General features: G+C 71.3%; 22 protein-coding genes. 4 read left to right on the forward strand and 18 right to left on the reverse strand.

From position 1 onward, the window contains the following. Positions 1-80: 80 nt before the first annotated feature. The 5 genes from ACRAKF_RS10465 to ACRAKF_RS10485 all read right to left on the reverse strand — a co-directional run bounded on the left by ACRAKF_RS10465 (position 81) and on the right by ACRAKF_RS10485 (position 3,095). The gene (locus ACRAKF_RS10465) at positions 81-818 is read right to left on the reverse strand and encodes an antibiotic biosynthesis monooxygenase (RefSeq protein WP_447036668.1); all 738 of its coding nucleotides are present in this window, start codon (positions 816-818) and stop codon (positions 81-83) included. Between the two features lie 99 nt (positions 819-917). Then, a complete protein-coding gene (locus ACRAKF_RS10470) occupies positions 918-1,718 on the reverse strand; it encodes an SGNH/GDSL hydrolase family protein (RefSeq protein WP_447036669.1) in 801 nt (266 codons plus the stop codon). A gap of 137 nt (positions 1,719-1,855) precedes the next feature. Continuing rightward, positions 1,856-2,122, reverse strand: a complete 267-nt coding sequence (locus ACRAKF_RS10475; protein ID WP_447036670.1) for a DUF4235 domain-containing protein — start codon at positions 2,120-2,122, stop codon at positions 1,856-1,858. Continuing rightward, positions 2,119-2,676 carry a DUF3618 domain-containing protein gene (locus tag ACRAKF_RS10480; RefSeq protein ID WP_447036671.1) on the reverse strand — a complete coding sequence of 186 codons (558 nt, stop codon included), beginning with the start codon at positions 2,674-2,676 and terminating at the stop codon, positions 2,119-2,121. Before ACRAKF_RS10480 ends, ACRAKF_RS10475 begins: the two co-directional genes overlap by 4 nt. Then, entirely contained in the window at positions 2,673-3,095 is a 423-nt protein-coding gene (locus tag ACRAKF_RS10485; RefSeq protein ID WP_447036672.1) for a phage holin family protein, read from the reverse strand. Before ACRAKF_RS10485 ends, ACRAKF_RS10480 begins: the two co-directional genes overlap by 4 nt. 192 nt (positions 3,096-3,287) lie before the next feature. On the opposite strand from ACRAKF_RS10485, the gene dapA reads away from it, so the two are divergent. After that, positions 3,288-4,232 (forward strand): 4-hydroxy-tetrahydrodipicolinate synthase, encoded by a 945-nt coding sequence (dapA, locus tag ACRAKF_RS10490; protein ID WP_447036673.1) that lies wholly within the window; start codon positions 3,288-3,290, stop codon positions 4,230-4,232. On the opposite strand, the gene ACRAKF_RS10495 is transcribed toward dapA, so the two are convergent. From ACRAKF_RS10495 to ACRAKF_RS10515, 5 genes are all read right to left on the reverse strand, one after another. Next, the gene (locus ACRAKF_RS10495; protein WP_447041910.1) at positions 4,172-5,398 is read right to left on the reverse strand and encodes a WD40 repeat domain-containing protein; all 1,227 of its coding nucleotides are present in this window, start codon (positions 5,396-5,398) and stop codon (positions 4,172-4,174) included. The genes dapA and ACRAKF_RS10495 overlap by 61 nt on opposite strands. 2 nt (positions 5,399-5,400) lie before the next feature. Further along, complete coding sequence (locus ACRAKF_RS10500; protein ID WP_447036674.1) at positions 5,401-5,955, reverse strand: SigE family RNA polymerase sigma factor; 555 nt, start codon at positions 5,953-5,955, stop codon at positions 5,401-5,403. Positions 5,956-6,123: 168 nt separating this feature from the next. Then, positions 6,124-7,113, reverse strand: a complete 990-nt coding sequence (gene dapD, locus ACRAKF_RS10505) for a 2,3,4,5-tetrahydropyridine-2,6-dicarboxylate N-succinyltransferase (protein WP_447036675.1) — start codon at positions 7,111-7,113, stop codon at positions 6,124-6,126. A 120-nt stretch (positions 7,114-7,233) separates the two neighbouring features. After that, positions 7,234-7,779, reverse strand: a complete 546-nt coding sequence (locus ACRAKF_RS10510) for a TetR/AcrR family transcriptional regulator (protein ID WP_447036676.1) — start codon at positions 7,777-7,779, stop codon at positions 7,234-7,236. Beyond that, the gene (locus ACRAKF_RS10515) at positions 7,779-8,099 is read right to left on the reverse strand and encodes a DMT family transporter (RefSeq protein ID WP_447036677.1); all 321 of its coding nucleotides are present in this window, start codon (positions 8,097-8,099) and stop codon (positions 7,779-7,781) included. The genes ACRAKF_RS10510 and ACRAKF_RS10515 overlap by 1 nt, the downstream gene beginning before the upstream one ends. Before the next feature lie 150 nt (positions 8,100-8,249). On the opposite strand from ACRAKF_RS10515, the gene ACRAKF_RS10520 reads away from it, so the two are divergent. Further along, a complete protein-coding gene (locus ACRAKF_RS10520; RefSeq protein ID WP_447036678.1) occupies positions 8,250-9,320 on the forward strand; it encodes a hypothetical protein in 1,071 nt (356 codons plus the stop codon). 89 nt (positions 9,321-9,409) lie between these two features. Here ACRAKF_RS10520 and ACRAKF_RS10525 read toward each other — a convergent pair whose 3' ends face one another. From ACRAKF_RS10525 to ACRAKF_RS10560, 8 genes are all read right to left on the reverse strand, one after another. After that, entirely contained in the window at positions 9,410-9,757 is a 348-nt protein-coding gene (locus ACRAKF_RS10525) for a metal-sulfur cluster assembly factor (protein WP_447036679.1), read from the reverse strand. Continuing rightward, a complete protein-coding gene (sufU, locus tag ACRAKF_RS10530) occupies positions 9,754-10,227 on the reverse strand; it encodes a Fe-S cluster assembly sulfur transfer protein SufU (protein ID WP_447036680.1) in 474 nt (157 codons plus the stop codon). The genes ACRAKF_RS10525 and sufU overlap by 4 nt, the downstream gene beginning before the upstream one ends. Positions 10,228-10,242: 15 nt before the next feature. Continuing rightward, the gene (locus tag ACRAKF_RS10535; RefSeq protein WP_447036681.1) at positions 10,243-11,511 is read right to left on the reverse strand and encodes a cysteine desulfurase; all 1,269 of its coding nucleotides are present in this window, start codon (positions 11,509-11,511) and stop codon (positions 10,243-10,245) included. After that, complete coding sequence (gene sufC / locus ACRAKF_RS10540; protein WP_447036682.1) at positions 11,508-12,272, reverse strand: Fe-S cluster assembly ATPase SufC; 765 nt, start codon at positions 12,270-12,272, stop codon at positions 11,508-11,510. Before sufC ends, ACRAKF_RS10535 begins: the two co-directional genes overlap by 4 nt. A gap of 5 nt (positions 12,273-12,277) precedes the next feature. Continuing rightward, entirely contained in the window at positions 12,278-12,595 is a 318-nt protein-coding gene (locus tag ACRAKF_RS10545; protein WP_447036683.1) for a bifunctional 3-phenylpropionate/cinnamic acid dioxygenase ferredoxin subunit, read from the reverse strand. Further along, positions 12,592-13,773, reverse strand: a complete 1,182-nt coding sequence (gene sufD, locus ACRAKF_RS10550) for a Fe-S cluster assembly protein SufD (RefSeq protein WP_447036684.1) — start codon at positions 13,771-13,773, stop codon at positions 12,592-12,594. The genes ACRAKF_RS10545 and sufD overlap by 4 nt, the downstream gene beginning before the upstream one ends. Before the next feature lie 70 nt (positions 13,774-13,843). Then, complete coding sequence (gene sufB / locus ACRAKF_RS10555; RefSeq protein ID WP_447036685.1) at positions 13,844-15,265, reverse strand: Fe-S cluster assembly protein SufB; 1,422 nt, start codon at positions 15,263-15,265, stop codon at positions 13,844-13,846. Beyond that, the gene (locus ACRAKF_RS10560; protein WP_447036686.1) at positions 15,262-16,002 is read right to left on the reverse strand and encodes a helix-turn-helix transcriptional regulator; all 741 of its coding nucleotides are present in this window, start codon (positions 16,000-16,002) and stop codon (positions 15,262-15,264) included. Before ACRAKF_RS10560 ends, sufB begins: the two co-directional genes overlap by 4 nt. Positions 16,003-16,219: 217 nt before the next feature. Between ACRAKF_RS10560 and ACRAKF_RS10565 the strand changes: the two genes are divergently transcribed. Together ACRAKF_RS10565 and ACRAKF_RS10570 are read left to right on the forward strand one after the other, a co-directional pair. Further along, on the forward strand, positions 16,220-17,143 hold the full coding sequence (locus tag ACRAKF_RS10565) for an ABC transporter ATP-binding protein (protein WP_447036687.1): 924 nt from the start codon (positions 16,220-16,222) through the stop codon (positions 17,141-17,143). Next, positions 17,140-17,910: an ABC transporter permease gene (locus ACRAKF_RS10570; protein WP_447036688.1), complete on the forward strand. Its 771-nt coding sequence runs from the start codon at positions 17,140-17,142 to the stop codon at positions 17,908-17,910. The genes ACRAKF_RS10565 and ACRAKF_RS10570 overlap by 4 nt, the downstream gene beginning before the upstream one ends. Positions 17,911-17,927 lie beyond the last annotated feature (17 nt).

Genomic DNA, 17,927 nt, shown 5'->3' on the forward strand with positions numbered 1-17,927 from the left:
AGTCTCCACCGTCCCGCCGCCGCCTGGGCCTGTCCAGGCGGGCGCGGCGGTCGGCGGCGGGGCGACCGGGGAAACTACGCTCAGCTCGGTAGGAATCCGTAGGCGAACCGGTAGCGGGAGACCGCGTCGTTCTGGACGACGCCGGGGAACTCCCGCACCCTGCGCCACTCGGGTGTGGGTGATCCGATCCCGTCGCCGGCCGCGGCGAGCGCCTCGATGTGGGCCTGCTCGCTCTCCCACTCGGCGTAGTTGATCACCGTTGCGCCGTCGGTGCTGACGTGGAAGTGGGCGGCGAGCAGCCCCGGCCTCTCGACCGGATCGGCGCCGAGGGCGTCCAGGACGCCGTCCACCCAGGCGCGGGCACGGCCGGGGTCGGGGGCGTCGAAGTCGACCCGCACGGTCACGATCGCGCCGGGCTCGCGCCGCTCCCGGCCGGCGCCGGGGCCGCTGCGGTACAGCCGGGTCCTGGTGAGTCCGAGGCGCTCGATGCCCGGCACGGCCGCGTCGATGTCGGCGTTCCGCGCGTCCCTGCCGTTCCCGGCATGCGCGAAGAACTCCCCGTAGGCCTCCTCGTCCCGCCACTGCGAGTAATGCATGATCGTGGAGCCGTCCGAGCCCGCGTACACGTTGTACGAGAGGAGCCCCGGGTGCGGCCACGGGCGGCTCTCCCAGGCCCGTGCGATGGCGATCAACGTGTCCCGCTGCCGCTCGGGCGAGCCGGTGCGCCAGGTGCTGACGAAGGTGAGGCCCACGTCGGCGCGGGCGGGGTCGGGGTGGGTGCCGGTGCTGAGGGTCTGGGGTGTGCTGGTCGCAGACATGGCTGTGGTCCGTCCGTCGGCTTCGGTGGGCGCGAGTGCCGGGCCCCGCGGGGCCGGTGCCTCGTACGCACCACGTTCCGACCTCAAGTGCGCTTCAGGTCAAGCCTTTTCGTGATCCGGCGCGGACACCTCGGCGAGGTCGGGGCGTTTGGCCACCCGGCCGTCCCCCGAGGAGCGGCCGCGCAGGCGCCGCCACAGCCACGGGCCCATGAACCCCGCGAGCCAGCGGGCCTCGCCCGTCACCTCGCCGAGGACGGACATGGGCGGCAGCGGCGGCAGCGTCGCGCTCCAGCCCTCGTGCCCCGGCACGCCGAGCGCGTCCGCCATCCCGGCGGCGATGCGGGCGTGGCCCAGCGGGCTCGCGTGCAGGCGGTCGCCGCTCCAGAGCCGGGGGTCGGTGGTGACGCGGTGCGGGAACGTGTCGAGGACGACCACGCCGTGCCGGTCGGCGGCCGCCCTGATCCGGGCGTTCAGTTCGAGGACGCGGGGCAGCGCCCGGCGGGCCAGCGGCACGATCCGCCCGATGTCGGGGAAGGTCACGGTGGCCACCCGCGCGCCCGCCCCGGTGAGCTCGGTGAACATCTCCTCGATGTCGGCGGCGATCCGCGCGGCGTCGAAGCCGGGGCGCACCAGGTCGTTCATGCCCGCCATGACGGTCACCAGGTCCGGTTTCAGCGCGAGGGCGGGCCCGAGCTGCTCGGCCTTGATGCGCGCCGTCAGCCGGCCGCGCACGGCGAGGTTGGCGTAACCGAAGTCCGGCCGCCCCGCGGCGAGGATCTCGGCGAGCCGGTCGGCCCACCCCCGGTACCCCAGGACGTCGTCACCGTCTCCGACGCCCTCGGTCTGGCTGTCGCCGATCGCCACGTAGCGCGTATAGGGATGCGGTTCCGCAGAGCTCATGGCCCGAGCTTCCTCCGCGCCTCCGGCCCCGTCAACGCGGCCTCGCACACACCACGGACGGCCGTGCCCCGCTCGGGACACGGCCGTCGGGCGGCTCAGCGGGGCCTGTCCGCCCCGCTGGCCCCGGCTGCTCGCGCTCAGCCCGGCCAGCGGCCGGTGACGCGGCGCACGCCGACCGCGCCGCCGCGGTCCACCGCCGCCTTGACCACCGCGAAGATCGCGCCCTGCAAGGCCGCGGCGGCGAGGATCTCGCCCCAGGCGCGGTCCTCGTCATGGGCGTCCGGGGCGTCGTCCTGACCGGCCACCGCCTTCCAGGCGCGGTCGAACAGGGCACTGGCGAGCATGCCGCCGAGCAGGCCGAAGCCCATGCCGAGCGGCTTGTAGAGGATCTTCGTCTTGCTCATCGGCGGCCGGCCTTCCCGCGGCGGCGCAGCGCCATCCAGACGATCAGCACCCCCGCGCCCGCCGCGGCGAGCTTCCCCGGGTGGCGGCCGCCGGTACGCACGACGTTGTCCGCGGCGGTCCTGACCGGCTCGGGCGCGTTCTCCCGCACCCGGCGCACGGTCTCGGCGACCTTCTGCTCGGCCTGCGCCACGGCGGGGCGCTCCTCTGCCCGCGCCTTGACGCCGAGCACGGCCTCCTTGGCCAGAGCGGCACCTTCGGCGGCCTTGCCCTTCGCCAGTTCCGCGCCCTCGGCGGCGTGGGTCTTCTCGTCCGACGCCTTGTCCTTGACGCGCGCCGCCTGCTCCGTGACCTTCTCCCGCACCTGCGCCGCCGTTCCTCGTACCTGGCCCTTGACCACGTCCGCCCGGTGCCGGGCGCGGGCCTTCACATCCGTCTTCGCGACCAGTTCCCCGACGGTCTCGCCGAGCTGACCACGGGTCTCCTCGATCTGCCGGCGCAACTCGTCCGGCCCCTTCGCACCCGCGTTCCGCGGGTTCTCGGGCGTCTTCGTCATCGGTGCGCCCTCTCCTTGATCTCCTCGACGTCCGCCTTGACGCTGTCCAACGCCCCCTGCGGCGTGGGCGGAACCGCGCGGGCCAGTTGCCCGCGCCCCAGCACCGCGAGTACCCCGGCCACGGCGAAGAGCACGCCGGTGACGATCAGGGCGGAGGCCCACACGGGCAGCGCGAGCGAGAGCGCCGCGACGGCCGTGGCCGCCAGGGCCATGAGCCCGACGTACGAGACCGCGCCGGCCGCTCCGAGGAGCCCGCCGCCGCGCCCCGCACGTCTGCCCTTCTCCGTCAGTTCCTGCCCGGCGAGCCGCATCTCCTGCCGTACGAGGTCCGAGAGCTGTGTGGTGGCCCGCTCGATGAGCTCTCCCACCGAGTGCTGTGCCTGGTCGTGCGCCGTCCGCTCGTCCATGGTCCCGGTCACGTGTGCCGCCTCCCTTCTGGGCTGGGGGCCCGGGTACCCGGGCCGCGCCGGGCTACCCACGGTCGTCCCCGCCGCTTCCCGCCGCTTCCCGCCCCTCCGCTCTCCGCCCCTCCCCACCTCGTAGCATCGCTGTCACTTACCTCGTAGAAGAATTAAGTGGAGCTTCAGCGTCGGCGGGCCGAGACTTGCCGCATGACCGCCTCAGCGACCACTCGCGCCCCCGCCCCCTTCGGTCGCGTCCTCTGCGCGATGATCACGCCCTTCACCCGCGCGGGCGCCCTCGACCTCGACGGCGCCCAGCGGCTGGCCGAGCACCTGGTGGCCGAGGGCTGCGAGGGCCTGGTCCTGTCCGGCACGACCGGCGAGGCACCGACCACGACGACCGCCGAGAAGTCCGCCCTGATCCGCGCCGTGACCGAGGCGGTCGGCGACCGCGCCCGGATCGTCGCGGGCGTCGGCAGCAACAACACCCGGCAGACGGTGGAGCAGGCCCTTGCGGCCGAGAAGGCGGGCGCGCACGGCCTGCTGGTGGTCACGCCGTACTACAGCCTGCCCCCGCAGGACGCCGTGGCGGCGCACTTCCGCACGGTCGCGGACGCCTGCGGGCTGCCGGCCCTGCTCTACGACATCCCCGGCCGCACGGGTACCCGTATCGACCCGGAGACGGTCCTTGGCCTCGCGGACCATCCGCGGATCGTCGGCGTGAAGGACTGCGCGTACGACATCCTCGGCAGCCAGAAGGTCATCGCCCGAACGGACCTGGCGTACTACGCGGGCTGCGACGAGTACAGCCTGGCGCTGTACTCGGTGGGCGGGGCGGGGTGCGTCAGCACGGTGGCCAACGCGATCCCCGCGCAGGTACGGGCGGTCCTCGACGCGTACGACGCGGGCGACACGGCGGCCGCGCGCGAAGGCCAGCTCGCGGCCACCGCTCTCATCGAGCCGATGATGGCCGCGGGCCTGCCCGGCACGGTCACCGCCAAGGCCCTGCTCACCGAGCTGGGCCTCCCGGCGGGCCCGGTGCGGCCACCGCTGCTGCCCGCGTCCCGCGCGGTGACCGAGGGGCTGCTCGATGCCTACCGGGCGGCGAAGACGGGGTACCAGCGCCCGGCCGAGCCGAAGTCCGGCGAGCGGTAGCCACTCAGCGGGACGGTCTTCCCGCTCCCGATGGTGACGAGGACGAGGCGCTGCCGGTACTCGTTGCCGCCGGGGGCGATGTCCCAGCCGATGAGCCGCTTCTCGTCGGCCCAGGCGACGAGTTGCTGGCCGGGCACCTTGGCGACGCGCTTGCCGCTGACGGAGTCGATGATCTCGGACGCCGTGGTCTTGTCACTGCCCACGAAGCCGCCGTCGGCGAGTTTCCCGCTCGGCGAGAGGCCGGCCGTGTCCATCCAGTGCAGATGCCTCTCGTTCGCGGGAGTGCTCCTCTCACGGCCGCCGGTGTCGTAGTACTGCTGGTGGGGCGCAGAGGTGAGGCCCGACCAGAGCAGGCTGCCGTCCCGGCTGAAGGCGAAGTCCTGACGGGTGTTGATGCTCGCCGGGCCGAGCTTGACGGCCTTCGTCTTCACCGCGCTCCAGGCGGAGTCGCCCGACGTCGCGTCGATCACGTAGAAACCGGTCCTGCTCGGAGTGGCGGGGCCGGGTTCCTTGCTGTCGCCGTCGGAGAGCGGATGATCCATGTCGAACCGGTCCGGGTTCTCCCCGTACGTCGTCACGACCAGCTTCCCGCCGTCCGGCGAGAACTCGACGCCGCCGGCCCCGCGAGGCGTCTCGATCCACCGCTCGACCTTGCCCGTGACCATGTCAAGGAGCCCGACCCGCCGGGCGGGCAGCTCGCGTTCGAGGACGGCAGCGGTGCGCATGCCCGGCGCGACGGCCAGCACGGACCACCGGGTGTCCTTCTTGTAGGTGCCGGTCCTCTGGTCGAGCAGCCGGTAGGCGCGGGTGCTGATCTCGACGCCCTTGCCCCGCGGGACGCGCTCTTGGGTGTAGTAGGCGGCGAGCGCCTTGCCGCCCGCCGCGATCAGTTCGCGTGGCGGCGCCTGGCCGGGGTGCGCGACGACGTCGCCGTCGCGCAGCTCACTGGCGGTCCGCGTCTCCTGCCGCCCGGCATCCGCGTCGAGGCCAGGCACCGCCACCGCCACGACGGTGGCCGCCGCGACGGCGAGCGAGGCGCCCGCGATCGTACGGTTCCTGCGGCGCCGCCGCGCGGCGAGCACCCGGCCGGCGAAGTCACCCGGCGGGGGGCCGCCCTGCTCGGCCTGCTCCCTCAGCGACTCGCGCACCAGTTCTTCCACGTTCACGGTCATACCTCCATGGGCGAGAAGTCGGTGGGGTGCGGCCGGGCGCCGGTGTCCGGCCCGTCCAGCCGCGCCAGTTCGGGGGCGAGGCTCCTGAGCCGGGCGAGGGAGCGGTGCGTGGTGCTGCGCACGGTGCCGACGGTGCAGCCGAGGAGCCGGGCGACCTCCGCCTCGGGCAGGTCCTCGAAGTAGCGCAGGACCAGCACGGTCCGCTGGCGCGTGGTGAGCTTGGCGAGCGCCTCGCGCAGCACGATCCGCAGCTCGGCGGCGGACGTGCCGTCCTGGGCCGACGGGCTCTCCGGCGGCTCGGCGACGGCCAGTTCACGGCGGGGCCACTTCAGCCGCCACCGGCTCACCTGCTGGCGGTACAGGATGCGCCGTACGTACGCCTCCGGCTCGTCGATCCGCCGCCACCGGCCCGCCGCCTTGACGAGGGCGCTCTGCAGCAGGTCCTCCGCCGCGTGCCGGTCGCCGCCGCTGAGCAGCACGGCGGTCTTCAGCAGGGCCGACGATCTGGTCTCCACGAACTCCCGGAAGCTTCTCTGCTCTTCGGCATCCATCGTCACCTTCGCTCCCTGGTGGGCCTGTTGCCCTCCCGCACAGGTGAGGACGGGTCCGGACTCCCCCCGCTATGCCTGCCCGCGGAGAAATATCTGCCGGGCGTCCGCCGGGCAGGAAAAAGGAGCGGCCACCCTCTGAGGGTGGCCGCTCCGGTGAAGCGAGCGGGGTCAGTTGTGGCTGTGCAGGATGTCGTTCAGGCCGCCCCAGACCGCGTTGTTCGGGCGGGCCTCGACCGTGCCCGTGACCGAGTTGCGGCGGAAGAGGATGTTCGAGGCGCCGGAGATCTCACGGGCCTTGACGATCTGGCCGTCGGGCATCGTCACCCGGGTGCCCGCGGTGACGTAGAGCCCGGCTTCGACGACGCACTCGTCGCCCAGCGCGATGCCGACGCCCGCCTCCGCACCGATGAGGCAGCGCTCGCCGATGACGATGCGGACGTTGCCGCCGCCGGAGAGCGTGCCCATGGTGGAGGCGCCGCCGCCGATGTCGGAGCCGTCGCCGATGACGACGCCCGCGGAGATGCGGCCCTCGATCATGGAGGTGCCGAGGGTGCCCGCGTTGAAGTTCACGAAGCCCTCGTGCATGACCGTGGTGCCCTCGGCGAGGTGCGCGCCGAGCCGGACGCGGTCGGCGTCGGCGATGCGGACGCCCTTCGGCGCGACGTAGTCCGTCATGCGCGGGAACTTGTCGACGGACGTCACGGCGAGGTGCAGGCCCTCGGCGCGGGCGTTCAGCCGCACCTTCTCGACGTCGTCCACGGCGACCGGACCGAGCGAGGTCCAGGCGACGTTGGCGAGGAAGCCGAACTGTCCGTCGAGGTTCACGCCGTGCGGCTTGACCAGGCGGTGGCTGAGCAGGTGCAGGCGCAGGTAGACGTCGTGGGCGTCCAGCGGCTTGTCGTCCAGGGACGCGATGACCGTACGTACGGCGACGATCTCCACGCCACGGCGGGCGTCGGGGCCGATGGCCTTGGCGGCGCCCTCGCCGAGCAGCTCCACGGCGCGCTCGGCGGTCAGCCGCTCGCTGCCGGCCGGGCCGGCCTCGGCGACGAGCTCGGGCGCGGGGAACCAGGTGTCGAGGACGGTGCCGTCGGCGGCGATGGTGGCAAGGCCTGCGGCGACGGCGCCGGTGGTACGAGTAGCAGTCGTGTCGGTCATGGGTGAAACCTAACCGGAGCGGCGGCGCGCGGGCGAACCGGTCTCATGCTCCGAGCCGGGGAGCCGCCTCCCCCGCTCCGGCGGGATCGGCCGCCCTAGGGGATCGGCTGCCCGGCGGGATCAGCCGCCCGGTGCGAGCAGCCGGTTCAGCATCTCCCGTGCGTACGCCTCGTCGTACGGCGTGTCCGTCAGCAGCACCTGGAGGCAGATGCCGTCCATCAGGGCGACCAGCGCCCGTGCCGTGACCGGATCGACGCGTCCCGCGAGCTCGTCGCCGATGCCCTGGCACCACTCGGCGGCCACCGGCCGCAGCGCGGGTCTGCGCAGGGCGGCGAGATACAGCTCGTACTCCAGCTCGACGCCCGCGCGCTCCCCGGCCAGCCACTCGCCGAGCAGCGCGGCGAGCTCTCCCGCGAGGTCGGCCCGCGGGTCCTCGAAGGCGCCGCTGGAGGCGACCGCCTTCGCGAAGCCCTCGTTGGCCTGGCGCAGGGCGGCGACGAGCAGTTCGTCCAGCGTCTTGAAGTGGTACGTCGTCGAGCCCAGCGGCACGTCCGCCTCGGCCGCCACCGAGCGGTGGCTGAGCCCGCCGATCCCCTTCGCGCCGGTCACCCTGATCGCGGCGTCGATGATCCGCTGCCGGCGCTCGGGGTCGTAGCGACGGGGCATCAGTGGGAACCTCCCAGGTTGAGCACGACGACGCCGGCGATCACCAGCGCGATGCCGGCGACCTTGACCGGACTGGTGCTCTCCCCCAGGAACAGCATGCCGATCCCGGCGACGGCCGCCGTCCCGATGCCCGCCCATATCGCGTACGCGGTGCCCACGGACAGCGTCTTCAGGGTCTGCGCGAGCAGCGTGAACGCCACCAGATACCCCGCGACCGTCATCAGTGACGGCCACAGCCTGCTGAACCCCTCGCTGTACTTCATCGCCGTGGTCCCGGCAACCTCCGCCGCGATCGCCGCGGCCAGCAGTGCGTACCCCATGCGTACGAGTGTACATAACGTTGCGTACGGGCGTACACAAGAGCGCCGGACCTGGGGCTCGGCGCGGGGGCGCAGGGGCGCAGGGGGCTAAGGTGACGCGATCGCTGTGGGGGGACCACAGGGGCGAGACACACATGGAGCGCGGACGCGATGCCGGACACATCGGGGTGGGGACCTCAGCAGCCACACTGGGGCCCGACCGGCTGGGGGCCGCCCGGCTGGGGCCCGCCCCCGCCGCCTCCGCCGAAGCCGGGGGTCATCCCGCTCGCCCCGCTCGACGTCGGCGACATCCTCGGCGGCACCTTCGCCACGATGCGGCGCTACGCCAAGCCGCTGTTCGGCACGGCCGCCTCGGCGTACGGGCTCCTCGCCGCGGTCATGGCGGGCGCCCTGTTCCTCGCGTACGCGGCCACCCGGGACGATCTCCGCGCGCTGTCCGCCGCGGGCGCCGACTTCTCCTGGGAGCACGGCCGGCCGCTGCTGATCGCGTTCGGCGCGGTCTGGCTGACGGGCCTCCTCGCGAGCCTCGCCGTGAACTCCTTCATCCAGGCGGCCTGCGCGGCGACCCTGCACGACGCGGTCATCGGCCGCCGCCCGGCGTTCGGCGCGGTGTGGCGCAGGGCCTGGTCGCGCACCCCCGCGGTGACGGCCGTGACGGTGCTGCTCGCGCTGATCCTGCTGCTGCCGGTGGTGGCGTTCGCGCTGCTCCTCGTCGGCTTCTTCGTCTCGGTGCGAACCAACTCGCTCGCCCCCGTCCTGCTGCTCCTCCTGCTCTTCTTCCTCGTGATCCCGCTGGCGGCGTGGCTGTACGTCCTGTTCGCGTTCGCGCCCGCCACGGCGGTCCTGGAGTCGGCGGGCCCGCTGACCGCGCTGCGCCGCTCGGCCCGGCTCGTGCGCGGCGCGTGGTGGCGGACGTTCGGCCTCTCGCTGCTCGCCGGGGGCATGGTGATGGCGGTGTCCATGCTGTTCCGCGTCCCGATGAGCTTCCTGGCCCCGGCACCGCCGGTGCCCGACCGGGGCGGTTCCGCCGCCGAGGTCTTCTTCGACGTGCTCCGCTCCCAGTTCACGCTCGCCCTGGTCGGCCTGGTCGGCACGCTCCTCGCCCAACTGCTGGCCACCGTCTTCCTGCCCCTGGTGACCGCCCTGCTCTACATCGACCGCCGCATCCGCAAGGAGGGCCTGGCCCACGCGCTGGCGGAGGCGACCGCGCGCGGACGGTGACGCCGCCGGCTCCCGGTACGACGAAGGGCCCCCTGCGCCATGGCGCAGGGGGCCCTACCGGCGGAGTCGACCGCGTCGTCAGATGAGCCTCAGACGTTGAACCCGAGCGCGCGAAGCTGCTCGCGGCCGTCGTCCGTGATCTTGTCCGGGCCCCACGGCGGCATCCAGACCCAGTTGATCCGGAGCTCGTTGACGATCCCCTCGGTGGCGGACTTCGCCTGGTCCTCGATGACGTCCGTCAGCGGACAGGCCGCCGAGGTCAGCGTCATGTCGATCGTCGCGATGTTCGCGTCGTCGACGTGCACGCCGTAGATCAGTCCGAGGTTGACGACGTCGATGCCCAGCTCGGGGTCGACGACGTCGTACAGCGCCTCGCGGACCTCTTCCTCCGAAGCGGGCTTCGTCGTCAGGGTCTCCTGCGTACCGTTCTCGCTCATGCCGTCTTCCTCTCTGCGGCCCCGTCGGTCTCTCCCAGTGCCTGGGCGGTCGCGTCCTTCCAAGCCATCCAGCTCAGCAGGGCGCACTTCACCCGCGCCGGGTACTTCGAGACCCCGGCGAACGCGACGGCGTCCTCCAGGACCTCCTCCATCGCGTCGTCCGGCTCCACCTTGCCCTTGGACTGCATCAGCTCCAGGAACACACCCTGGATCTTCTGCGCCTCGTCGAGCTCCTTGCCGACCAGGAGGTCGTTCAGGACGGATGCGCTGGCCTGGCTGATGGAGCAGCCCTGGCCCTCGTACGACACGTCGGCGATCGTCGATCCGTCGTACTTCACACGCAGGGTGATCTCGTCACCGCAGGTCGGATTGACATGGTGCACCTCGGCGTCGCCATCGCGCAGACCACGCCCGTGCGGGTGCTTGTAGTGGTCCAGGATGACTTCCTGGTACATCGAATCAAGCTTCACGTCCCAGCCAGCCCCTCAGCCGAAAAAGTTCCGTACGTGCTCCAGGCCGTCGACGAGAGCGTCGATCTCCCCGGGCGTGGAGTACAGATAGAACGACGCTCGCGTGGTCGCAGGAATTCCGTACCGCAGGCATACGGGGCGCGCGCAGTGGTGGCCCACGCGGACCGCGATGCCTTCCTCGTCCAGGACCTGGCCCACGTCGTGCGGGTGGATGTCGCCGAGCGTGAAGGAGATCGCGGCGCCGCGCTCCTCGGCCGTCGCCGGGCCGATGATCCGGAGGTCGGGGACCTCCAGGAGGCGCTTGACCGCGTACTCGGTGATCGCCTGCTCATGAGCGGCGATCTTGTCCATGCCGATGGCCGAGAGGTAGTCCACGGCCGCGCCCAGGCCCACGGCCTGGGAGACCGGCGGCGTGCCGGCCTCGAACTTGTGCGGCGCGGGGGCGTACGTCGACGAGTTCATCGACACGGTCTCGATCATCTCGCCGCCGCCGAGGAAGGGCGGCAGGTCCTCCAGGAGCTCCTGTCGTCCCCACAGGACGCCGATGCCGGTCGGGCCGCACATCTTGTGGCCGGTGAAGGCCACGAAGTCGGCCTGGAGCGCCTGCACGTCCAGCGGCATGTGCGGGGCGGCCTGCGAGGCGTCGATCAGCACCAGGGCGCCGACCTCCTGCGCACGGCGCACGATCGCCTCGACGGGGTTGTGCGTGCCCAGGATGTTCGAGACCAGGACGAAGGAGACGATCTTCGTCTTCTCCGTGATGATCTCGTTCATGTTCGACAGGTCGAGCCGGCCGTCGTCCGTGAGGCCGAACCACTTCAGCTTCGCGCCCGTGCGCTGCGAGAGCAGCTGCCACGGCACGATGTTGGAGTGGTGCTCCATCTCCGTGATGACGATCTCGGTCTCGTGGTCCACGCGGTAGGGCTCATCGGCCCAGCCGAGCATGTTGGCCACGAGGTTGAGCGACTCCGAGGCGTTCTTGGTGAAGATCACCTCGTTGCGGCTGGGCGCGTTGATGAACGCCGCGACCTTGTCGCGGGCGCCCTCGTACAGCGCCGTGGCCTCCTCGGCGAGGACGTGCACGCCGCGGTGGACGTTGGCGTTGTGCTGCTCGTAGTACTCGTTGATGACGTCGAGCACCTGGCGCGGCGTCTGGGACGTCGCCGCGTTGTCCAGGTAGACGAGCTTCTTGCCGTCGTGGATCCTGCGATCCAGGATCGGGAAGTCCTTGCGGATCGCCTCGGTGTCGAGGAGGCCGGTGAGCCCCTGGTGGGCCACTGTCACGCGGATACGCCACCCTTCGTGTAAGCCTCGTAGCCCTCGGCCTCGAGCTTGTCGGCGAGCTCGGCGCCGCCGGACTCGGCGATGCGGCCGTTCGCGAAGACGTGCACGAAGTCGGGCTTGATGTAGCGCAGGATGCGCGTGTAGTGCGTGATCAGCAGGGTGCCGACCTCGCCGGTCTCACGGACGCGGTTGACGCCGTCCGAGACCTGGCGCAGGGCGTCGACGTCCAGGCCGGAGTCCGTCTCGTCGAGGATCGCGATCTTCGGCTTGAGGAGCTCCATCTGGAGGATCTCGTGGCGCTTCTTCTCACCGCCGGAGAAGCCCTCGTTGACGTTGCGCTCGGCGAAGGCCGGGTCCATCTGGAGCTGCTCCATCGCGGACTTGACCTCCTTCACCCAGGTGCGCAGCTTGGGGGCCTCGCCGCGGATCGCCGTCGCCGACGTACGCAGGAAGTTGGAGACCGAGACGCCGGGGACCTCGACCGGGTACTGCATGGCGAGGAACATGCCGGCGCGGGCGCGCTCGTCGACGGACATCTCCAGGACGTCCTCGCCGTCGAGGGTCACGCTGCCCTGGGTGATCGTGTACTTGGGGTGACCCGCGACGGAGTAGGCGAGCGTCGACTTGCCGGAGCCGTTCGGGCCCATGATGGCGTGGGTCTCGCCCTGCTTCACGGTCAGGTCGACACCCTTGAGGATTTCCTTGGTGCCGTTCTCGACCTCGACGGTGACGTGCAGGTCGCGGATTTCAAGCGTTGCCATGTGCCTCAGGACTCCTGGGTGACGGAGACGAGCACATCGTCCCCTTCGATCTTTACGGGGTATACGGGGACGGGGCGCGTCGCGGGCAGACCGGACGGCTTGCCGGTGCGGAGGTCGAAGGCGGAGCCGTGCAGCCAGCATTCGATCTGACAGTCCTCCACCTCTCCCTCGGAGAGGGAGACGTTCGCGTGCGAGCAGATGTCGTTGATCGCGAACACCTCGCCCTCGGTGTGGACGACCGAGACCGGCGTGCCGTCGATTTCCACCCGCTTCGGGGTGTCCTCCGACAGCTCGCTCAGGCCACAGGCGCGTACGAAGGTCATGCGGCCGACGCCTCCAGCTCCTCTTCGATCTTGGCGAGGAGGCGCTCTTCCACGTCGGGCAGGCCGATCTGCTGGATCAGCTCGGCGAAGAATCCGCGGACGACCAGGCGGCGCGCCTCGTCCTCCGGGATACCGCGCGACTGCAGGTAGAAGAGCTGCTCGTCGTCGAAGCGGCCGGTCGCCGAGGCGTGGCCCGCTCCGACGATCTCGCCGGTCTCGATCTCGAGGTTCGGCACGGAGTCGACGCGGGCGCCGTCGGTCAGAACCAGGTTGCGGTTCATCTCGTACGTGTCCGTGCCCTCGGCGGCGGCCTCGATGAGGACGTCGCCGATCCACACCGCGTGGGCGTCGTCGCCCTGGAGCGCGCCCTTGTAGACGACGTTCGACTTGCAGTGCGGCTGGTTGTGGTCGACGAGGAGGCGGTGCTCCTGGTGCTGGCCCGCGTCGGTGACGTACAGGCCGATGAGCTCGGCCTCGCCGCCCGGGCCCGCGTACTCGACGCGGGGGTGCAGGCGCACGAGGTCGCCGCCGAAGGTCACGACGACCGACTTGAAGGAGGCGTCCCGGCCGATCAGCGCGTTGTGCTGCGCGACGTGCACGGCCTTGTCGTCCCAGTCCTGGACGGAGACGACGGTGAGCTTGGCGCCGTCGCCGACGACGAAGTCGACGTTGGCGGCGAGCACGGCGTCACCGGTGTGGTCGATGACGACGAGGGCCTCGGCGAACGCGCCGAGCTCGATGACCTGGTGCGCGAAGGCGGTGCCGCCCTCGCCGTGCACGGCGATCCGGATGGGCTCGGTCAGGACCGTCTCCTTGGGGACGGACACGACCGAGGCCTTCTCGAAGGACGAGTACGCCTGGGCGGCGACGCGGTCGACGGGCTTGCCCGCCTTGCCCACGCGCGCGTCGTCACGGCCGACGGTCTCCTGGGTCACGCCCGCCGGGGCGCTCACCTCGACGCGGATGCCGCCGGTGGCGACCGCGGTGCCGTCGTGCAGCCCGCGCAGGCGCTCCAGCGGCGTGAACCGCCACTCCTCCTCGCGGCCGTGGGGGACCGGGAAGTCCGCCACGTCGAAGGACGGGGGCGCGCTCATGCGGGTGGCGACGGTGGACTCGGCGGCCACCGCGATGGATCCGGCGGTGGTGGACCCCACCGGGATATTCTGAGCCTCAGCCATGGCTGTCGTCGTGCTCTCTCTCTGCGTCACTGCGTAAGAAGTCAGTCGCTGCGGGGGACGGCGGCCGGTCTTAACCGACCGAGCCCTCCATCTGCAGCTCGATCAGCCGGTTCAGCTCCAGGGCGTACTCCATCGGGAGCTCCTTGGCGATCGGCTCGACGAAGCCGCGCACGATCATCGCCATGGCCTCGAACTCCGTCAGACCGCGGCTCATCAGGTAGAAGAGCTGGTCGTCGGAGACCTTGGAGACCGTGGCCTCGTGCCCCATCGACACGTCGTCCTCGCGGACGTCGACGTAGGGGTAGGTGTCCGAGCGGGAGATCGTGTCCACGAGCAGCGCGTCACAGAGCACGTTCGACTTCGATCCGTGAGCGCCCTCACCGATCTCGACCAGACCGCGGTACGAGGTGCGGCCGCCGCCGCGCGCCACCGACTTGGAGACGATGTTGGAGGACGTGTTCGGCGCCATGTGGACCATCTTGGAGCCGGCGTCCTGGTGCTGGCCCTCGCCCGCGAAGGCGATGGACAGGGTCTCGCCCTTGGCGTGCTCGCCCATGAGGTAGACGGCGGGGTACTTCATCGTCACCTTGGAGCCGATGTTGCCGTCGATCCACTCCATGGTCGCGCCCTCGTACGCCACGGCGCGCTTGGTGACCAGGTTGTAGACGTTGTTCGACCAGTTCTGGATCGTCGTGTAGCGGCAGCGGCCGCCCTTCTTGACGATGATCTCGACGACGGCGGAGTGCAGCGAGTCCGACTTGTAGATCGGCGCGGTGCAGCCCTCGACGTAGTGCACGTAGGCACCCTCGTCGACGATGATCAGGGTCCGCTCGAACTGGCCCATGTTCTCCGTGTTGATGCGGAAGTAGGCCTGGAGCGGGATCTCGACGTGCACGCCCTTCGGCACGTAGATGAACGAGCCGCCGGACCACACCGCGGAGTTCAGCGACGCGAACTTGTTGTCGCCGACCGGGATGACGGTGCCGAAGTACTCCTTGAAGAGCTCCGGGTGCTCCTTCAGCGCGGTGTCGGTGTCCATGAAGATGACACCCTGCGCCTCCAGCTCCTCGTTGATCTGGTGGTAGACGACCTCGGACTCGTACTGGGCCGCGACACCGGCGACGAGGCGCTGCTTCTCCGCCTCGGGGATGCCGAGCTTGTCGTACGTGCTCTTGATGTCCTCGGGCAGGTCCTCCCAGGACTGGGCCTGCTTCTCCGTGGACCGCACGAAGTACTTGATGTTGTCGAAGTCGATGCCCGACAGGTCCGAGCCCCAGTTGGGCATGGGCTTCTTGTCGAACAGCCGCAGGCCCTTGAGGCGCAGCTTCGTCATCCACTCGGGCTCGGACTTCTTCTGCGAGATGTCCTTGACGACGTCCTCGTTGATGCCGCGCTTGGCGGATGCCCCGGCCGCGTCGGAGTCGGCCCAGCCGTATTCGTATGTGCCCAGACCATCGAGTTCGGGGTGGGCAGTCTCCGTGGGGAGCGTCATGCGGGGTTCCTCCCGGCCGTGCGTGCTGATGCTGAATTGGTGGTCTGTGCTGTCTGGGGGGTGCTGCCGCCGCTGCGCGGGATGAACGTCGTACAGACGCCGTCTCCGTGCGCGATGGTGGCGAGGCGCTGCACATGCGTGCCCAGGAGCTCGGAGAACATCTCCGTCTCCGCCTCGCACAGCTGCGGGAACTGCTCGGCGACGTGGGCGACCGGGCAGTGGTGCTGGCAGAGCTGCTCTCCGACCGGCGCGGTGCGCGCCGTAGCAGCGTACCCGTCGGTGGTCAACGCCTTCGCCAGAGCCTCGGTACGCCGTTCGGGTGGCGCCGCGTCGATCGTCTGCCGGTACGCCTCGGCCTGGGCGGCGATCCGCGCCTTCGCGAACGCGACCACCGCTCCCTCGCCGTGGTGCTCGCTGATCCACCGCAGGGCGTCCGCGGCCAGCTTGTCGTACGACTGGTCGAAGGCGTCGCGGCCGCAGTCGGTCAGGGCGAACACCTTCGCGGGCCTGCCACGGGTCCGCGCGCCGTATACCCGCTGCTCGCGGGGCTCGACGACGTTCTCATGGGCGAGTGTGTCGAGGTGCCTGCGGACGGCCGCCTGGGTGAGGCCGAGGCGCTTCGCGAGGTCGGCGACGGTGGAGGGGCCGTGGTCCAGGATGGAGCGCGCGACCCGGTTGCGCGTGGAGCGCTCCCCGGTCGCGAGTTCCTCCTGCGGAGCCTCGCCAACGTTTTTCACAACGCCATTGTTGCGTAATTCCTCAGACCCTGACAACCCACGTCGCGATCACCTCCCGGTGCGCTGCGTCACTTAGGTTCACCTAAGCTGACCTGCGGAAACGATCACGCCGGGCGCTCCGGGCCAGGCGGGAGCAGGGGTCGCGCCCGCCGGACGCGGCCATCCGCTTCCGCCCCGCGCGCCCGGGAGGCCTTTGGCGTCCCTAGACTGGCTCACCATGCGAAACGAGCCCGTCGTCCAGATCCAGGGTCTGGTCAAGCGGTACGGAACCAAGACCGCGGTCGACGGTCTCGACCTCACGGCCGGGGCGGGCATCACCGCCGTCCTCGGCCCCAACGGCGCCGGCAAGACCACCACGATCGAGACCTGCGAGGGCTACCGGAGACCGGATTCCGGCACCGTCCGCGTGCTCGGCCTCGACCCGGTCCGCGACGCCGACGCGCTGCGGCCCCGCATCGGCGTGATGCTCCAGTCCGGCGGCGTCTACTCCGGCGCCCGCGCGGACGAGATGCTGCGCCATGTCGCCAAGCTTCACGCCGAACCACTGGACGTGGCCGACCTCATCGAGCGCCTCGGCCTCGGGAGCTGCGGCCGCACCACCTACCGGCGGCTCTCCGGCGGCCAGCAGCAGCGCCTCGCGCTCGCGATGGCCGTGGTCGGCAGGCCCGACCTGGTCTTCCTCGACGAGCCGACCGCGGGCCTCGACCCGCAGGCCCGCCGGGCCACCTGGGACCTCGTACGCGATCTGCGCCGCGACGGCGTCGGCGTCATCCTCACCACGCACCACATGGACGAGGCCGAGGAGCTCGCCGACGACGTCGCCGTCATCGACGCGGGCAAGGTCATCGCCCAGGGCAGCCCCGACGAGCTGTGCCGCGGCGGTGCCGAGAACACCCTGCGCTTCACCGGCCGCCCAGGACTCGACGTCGCCTCGCTGCTCAAGGCGCTGCCACCGGACTCGGCGGCGGCCGAGCTCACGCCGGGCGCCTACCGCGTCAGCGGCACGGTCGACCCGCAGCTCCTGGCCACGGTCACGTCGTGGTGCGCCCAGCACGGGGTCATGCCGGACCGGATCGCGGTCGAACGCCACACTCTGGAAGACGTCTTCCTGGAGCTCACGGGTAAGGAGCTGCGCGGATGAGCGCCGCCGGTACGTATACGCCGAAGGCGGGCGCCGCCCCGCTCCCCCGCATGATCGCCGCCCAGGCCGTGCTTGAGACGAAGATGCTGCTCCGCAACGGCGAGCAGCTCCTCCTCACGGTCGTCATCCCCACGCTCCTGCTCGTGCTCTTCTCCGCGGTCGACATCGTCGACACCGGAGAGGGCGAGGCCGTGGACTTCCTCGCGCCCGGCATCCTCGCGCTCGCCGTGCTGTCCACCGCCTTCACCGGGCAGGCCATCGCGACGGGCTTCGAGCGCCGCTACGGCGTGCTCAAGCGGCTCGGCGCATCCCCGCTGCCCCGCTGGGGCCTGATGGCGGCGAAGACCCTGTCGGTGCTGGTCACCGAGGTCCTTCAGATCGTGCTGCTCACGGCCATCGCCTTCGCGCTCGGCTGGTCGCCGCACGGCAACCCCCTCTCCGTACTGCTCCTCCTGGTGCTCGGCACGGCGGCGTTCTCCGGGCTCGGCCTGCTGATGGCGGGCACCCTCAAGGCCGAGGCGACGCTGGCCGCGGCGAACCTCGTCTTCCTGCTCCTGCTCGTCGGCGGCGGCGTCATCGTGCCGCTGGACAAGTTCCCCGACACGGCGCAGACGCTGCTCGGCCTGCTGCCCGTCTCGGCGCTCTCGGACGGGCTGCGCGACGTGCTCCAGCACGGCGCGGGCCTGCCGTGGGGCGACCTCGGCATCCTCGCGGTGTGGGCGGTGCTCGGGCTCGGCGCGGCGGCGAAGTTCTTCCGCTGGGAGTAGGCGGGCTCATGGCCGGG

The sequence above is a fragment of the Streptomyces sp. DSM 118878 genome (genome assembly GCF_052936595.1).

Excerpts from the sequence above, each read along its gene's own strand:
- ACRAKF_RS10520 (WP_447036678.1), top strand. The coding sequence starts at position 8,250 with ATGCCGGACACATCGGGGTGGGGACCTCAGCAGCCACACTGGGGCCCG.
- ACRAKF_RS10500 (WP_447036674.1), bottom strand. The coding sequence starts at position 5,955 with ATGGATGCCGAAGAGCAGAGAAGCTTCCGGGAGTTCGTGGAGACCAGA.
- ACRAKF_RS10515 (WP_447036677.1), bottom strand. The coding sequence starts at position 8,099 with ATGGGGTACGCACTGCTGGCCGCGGCGATCGCGGCGGAGGTTGCCGGG.
- sufC (WP_447036682.1), bottom strand. The coding sequence starts at position 12,272 with ATGGCAACGCTTGAAATCCGCGACCTGCACGTCACCGTCGAGGTCGAG.
- ACRAKF_RS10525 (WP_447036679.1), bottom strand. The coding sequence starts at position 9,757 with ATGAGCGAGAACGGTACGCAGGAGACCCTGACGACGAAGCCCGCTTCG.
- ACRAKF_RS10480 (WP_447036671.1), bottom strand. The coding sequence starts at position 2,676 with ATGACGAAGACGCCCGAGAACCCGCGGAACGCGGGTGCGAAGGGGCCG.
- dapD (WP_447036675.1), bottom strand. The coding sequence starts at position 7,113 with ATGACCGACACGACTGCTACTCGTACCACCGGCGCCGTCGCCGCAGGC.
- ACRAKF_RS10470 (WP_447036669.1), bottom strand. The coding sequence starts at position 1,718 with ATGAGCTCTGCGGAACCGCATCCCTATACGCGCTACGTGGCGATCGGC.
- sufD (WP_447036684.1), bottom strand. The coding sequence starts at position 13,773 with ATGGCTGAGGCTCAGAATATCCCGGTGGGGTCCACCACCGCCGGATCC.
- ACRAKF_RS10570 (WP_447036688.1), top strand. The coding sequence starts at position 17,140 with ATGAGCGCCGCCGGTACGTATACGCCGAAGGCGGGCGCCGCCCCGCTC.
- sufB (WP_447036685.1), bottom strand. The coding sequence starts at position 15,265 with ATGACGCTCCCCACGGAGACTGCCCACCCCGAACTCGATGGTCTGGGC.
- ACRAKF_RS10465 (WP_447036668.1), bottom strand. The coding sequence starts at position 818 with ATGTCTGCGACCAGCACACCCCAGACCCTCAGCACCGGCACCCACCCC.
- ACRAKF_RS10565 (WP_447036687.1), top strand. The coding sequence starts at position 16,220 with ATGCGAAACGAGCCCGTCGTCCAGATCCAGGGTCTGGTCAAGCGGTAC.
- dapA (WP_447036673.1), top strand. The coding sequence starts at position 3,288 with ATGACCGCCTCAGCGACCACTCGCGCCCCCGCCCCCTTCGGTCGCGTC.
- ACRAKF_RS10510 (WP_447036676.1), bottom strand. The coding sequence starts at position 7,779 with ATGCCCCGTCGCTACGACCCCGAGCGCCGGCAGCGGATCATCGACGCC.
- ACRAKF_RS10475 (WP_447036670.1), bottom strand. The coding sequence starts at position 2,122 with ATGAGCAAGACGAAGATCCTCTACAAGCCGCTCGGCATGGGCTTCGGC.
- ACRAKF_RS10545 (WP_447036683.1), bottom strand. The coding sequence starts at position 12,595 with ATGACCTTCGTACGCGCCTGTGGCCTGAGCGAGCTGTCGGAGGACACC.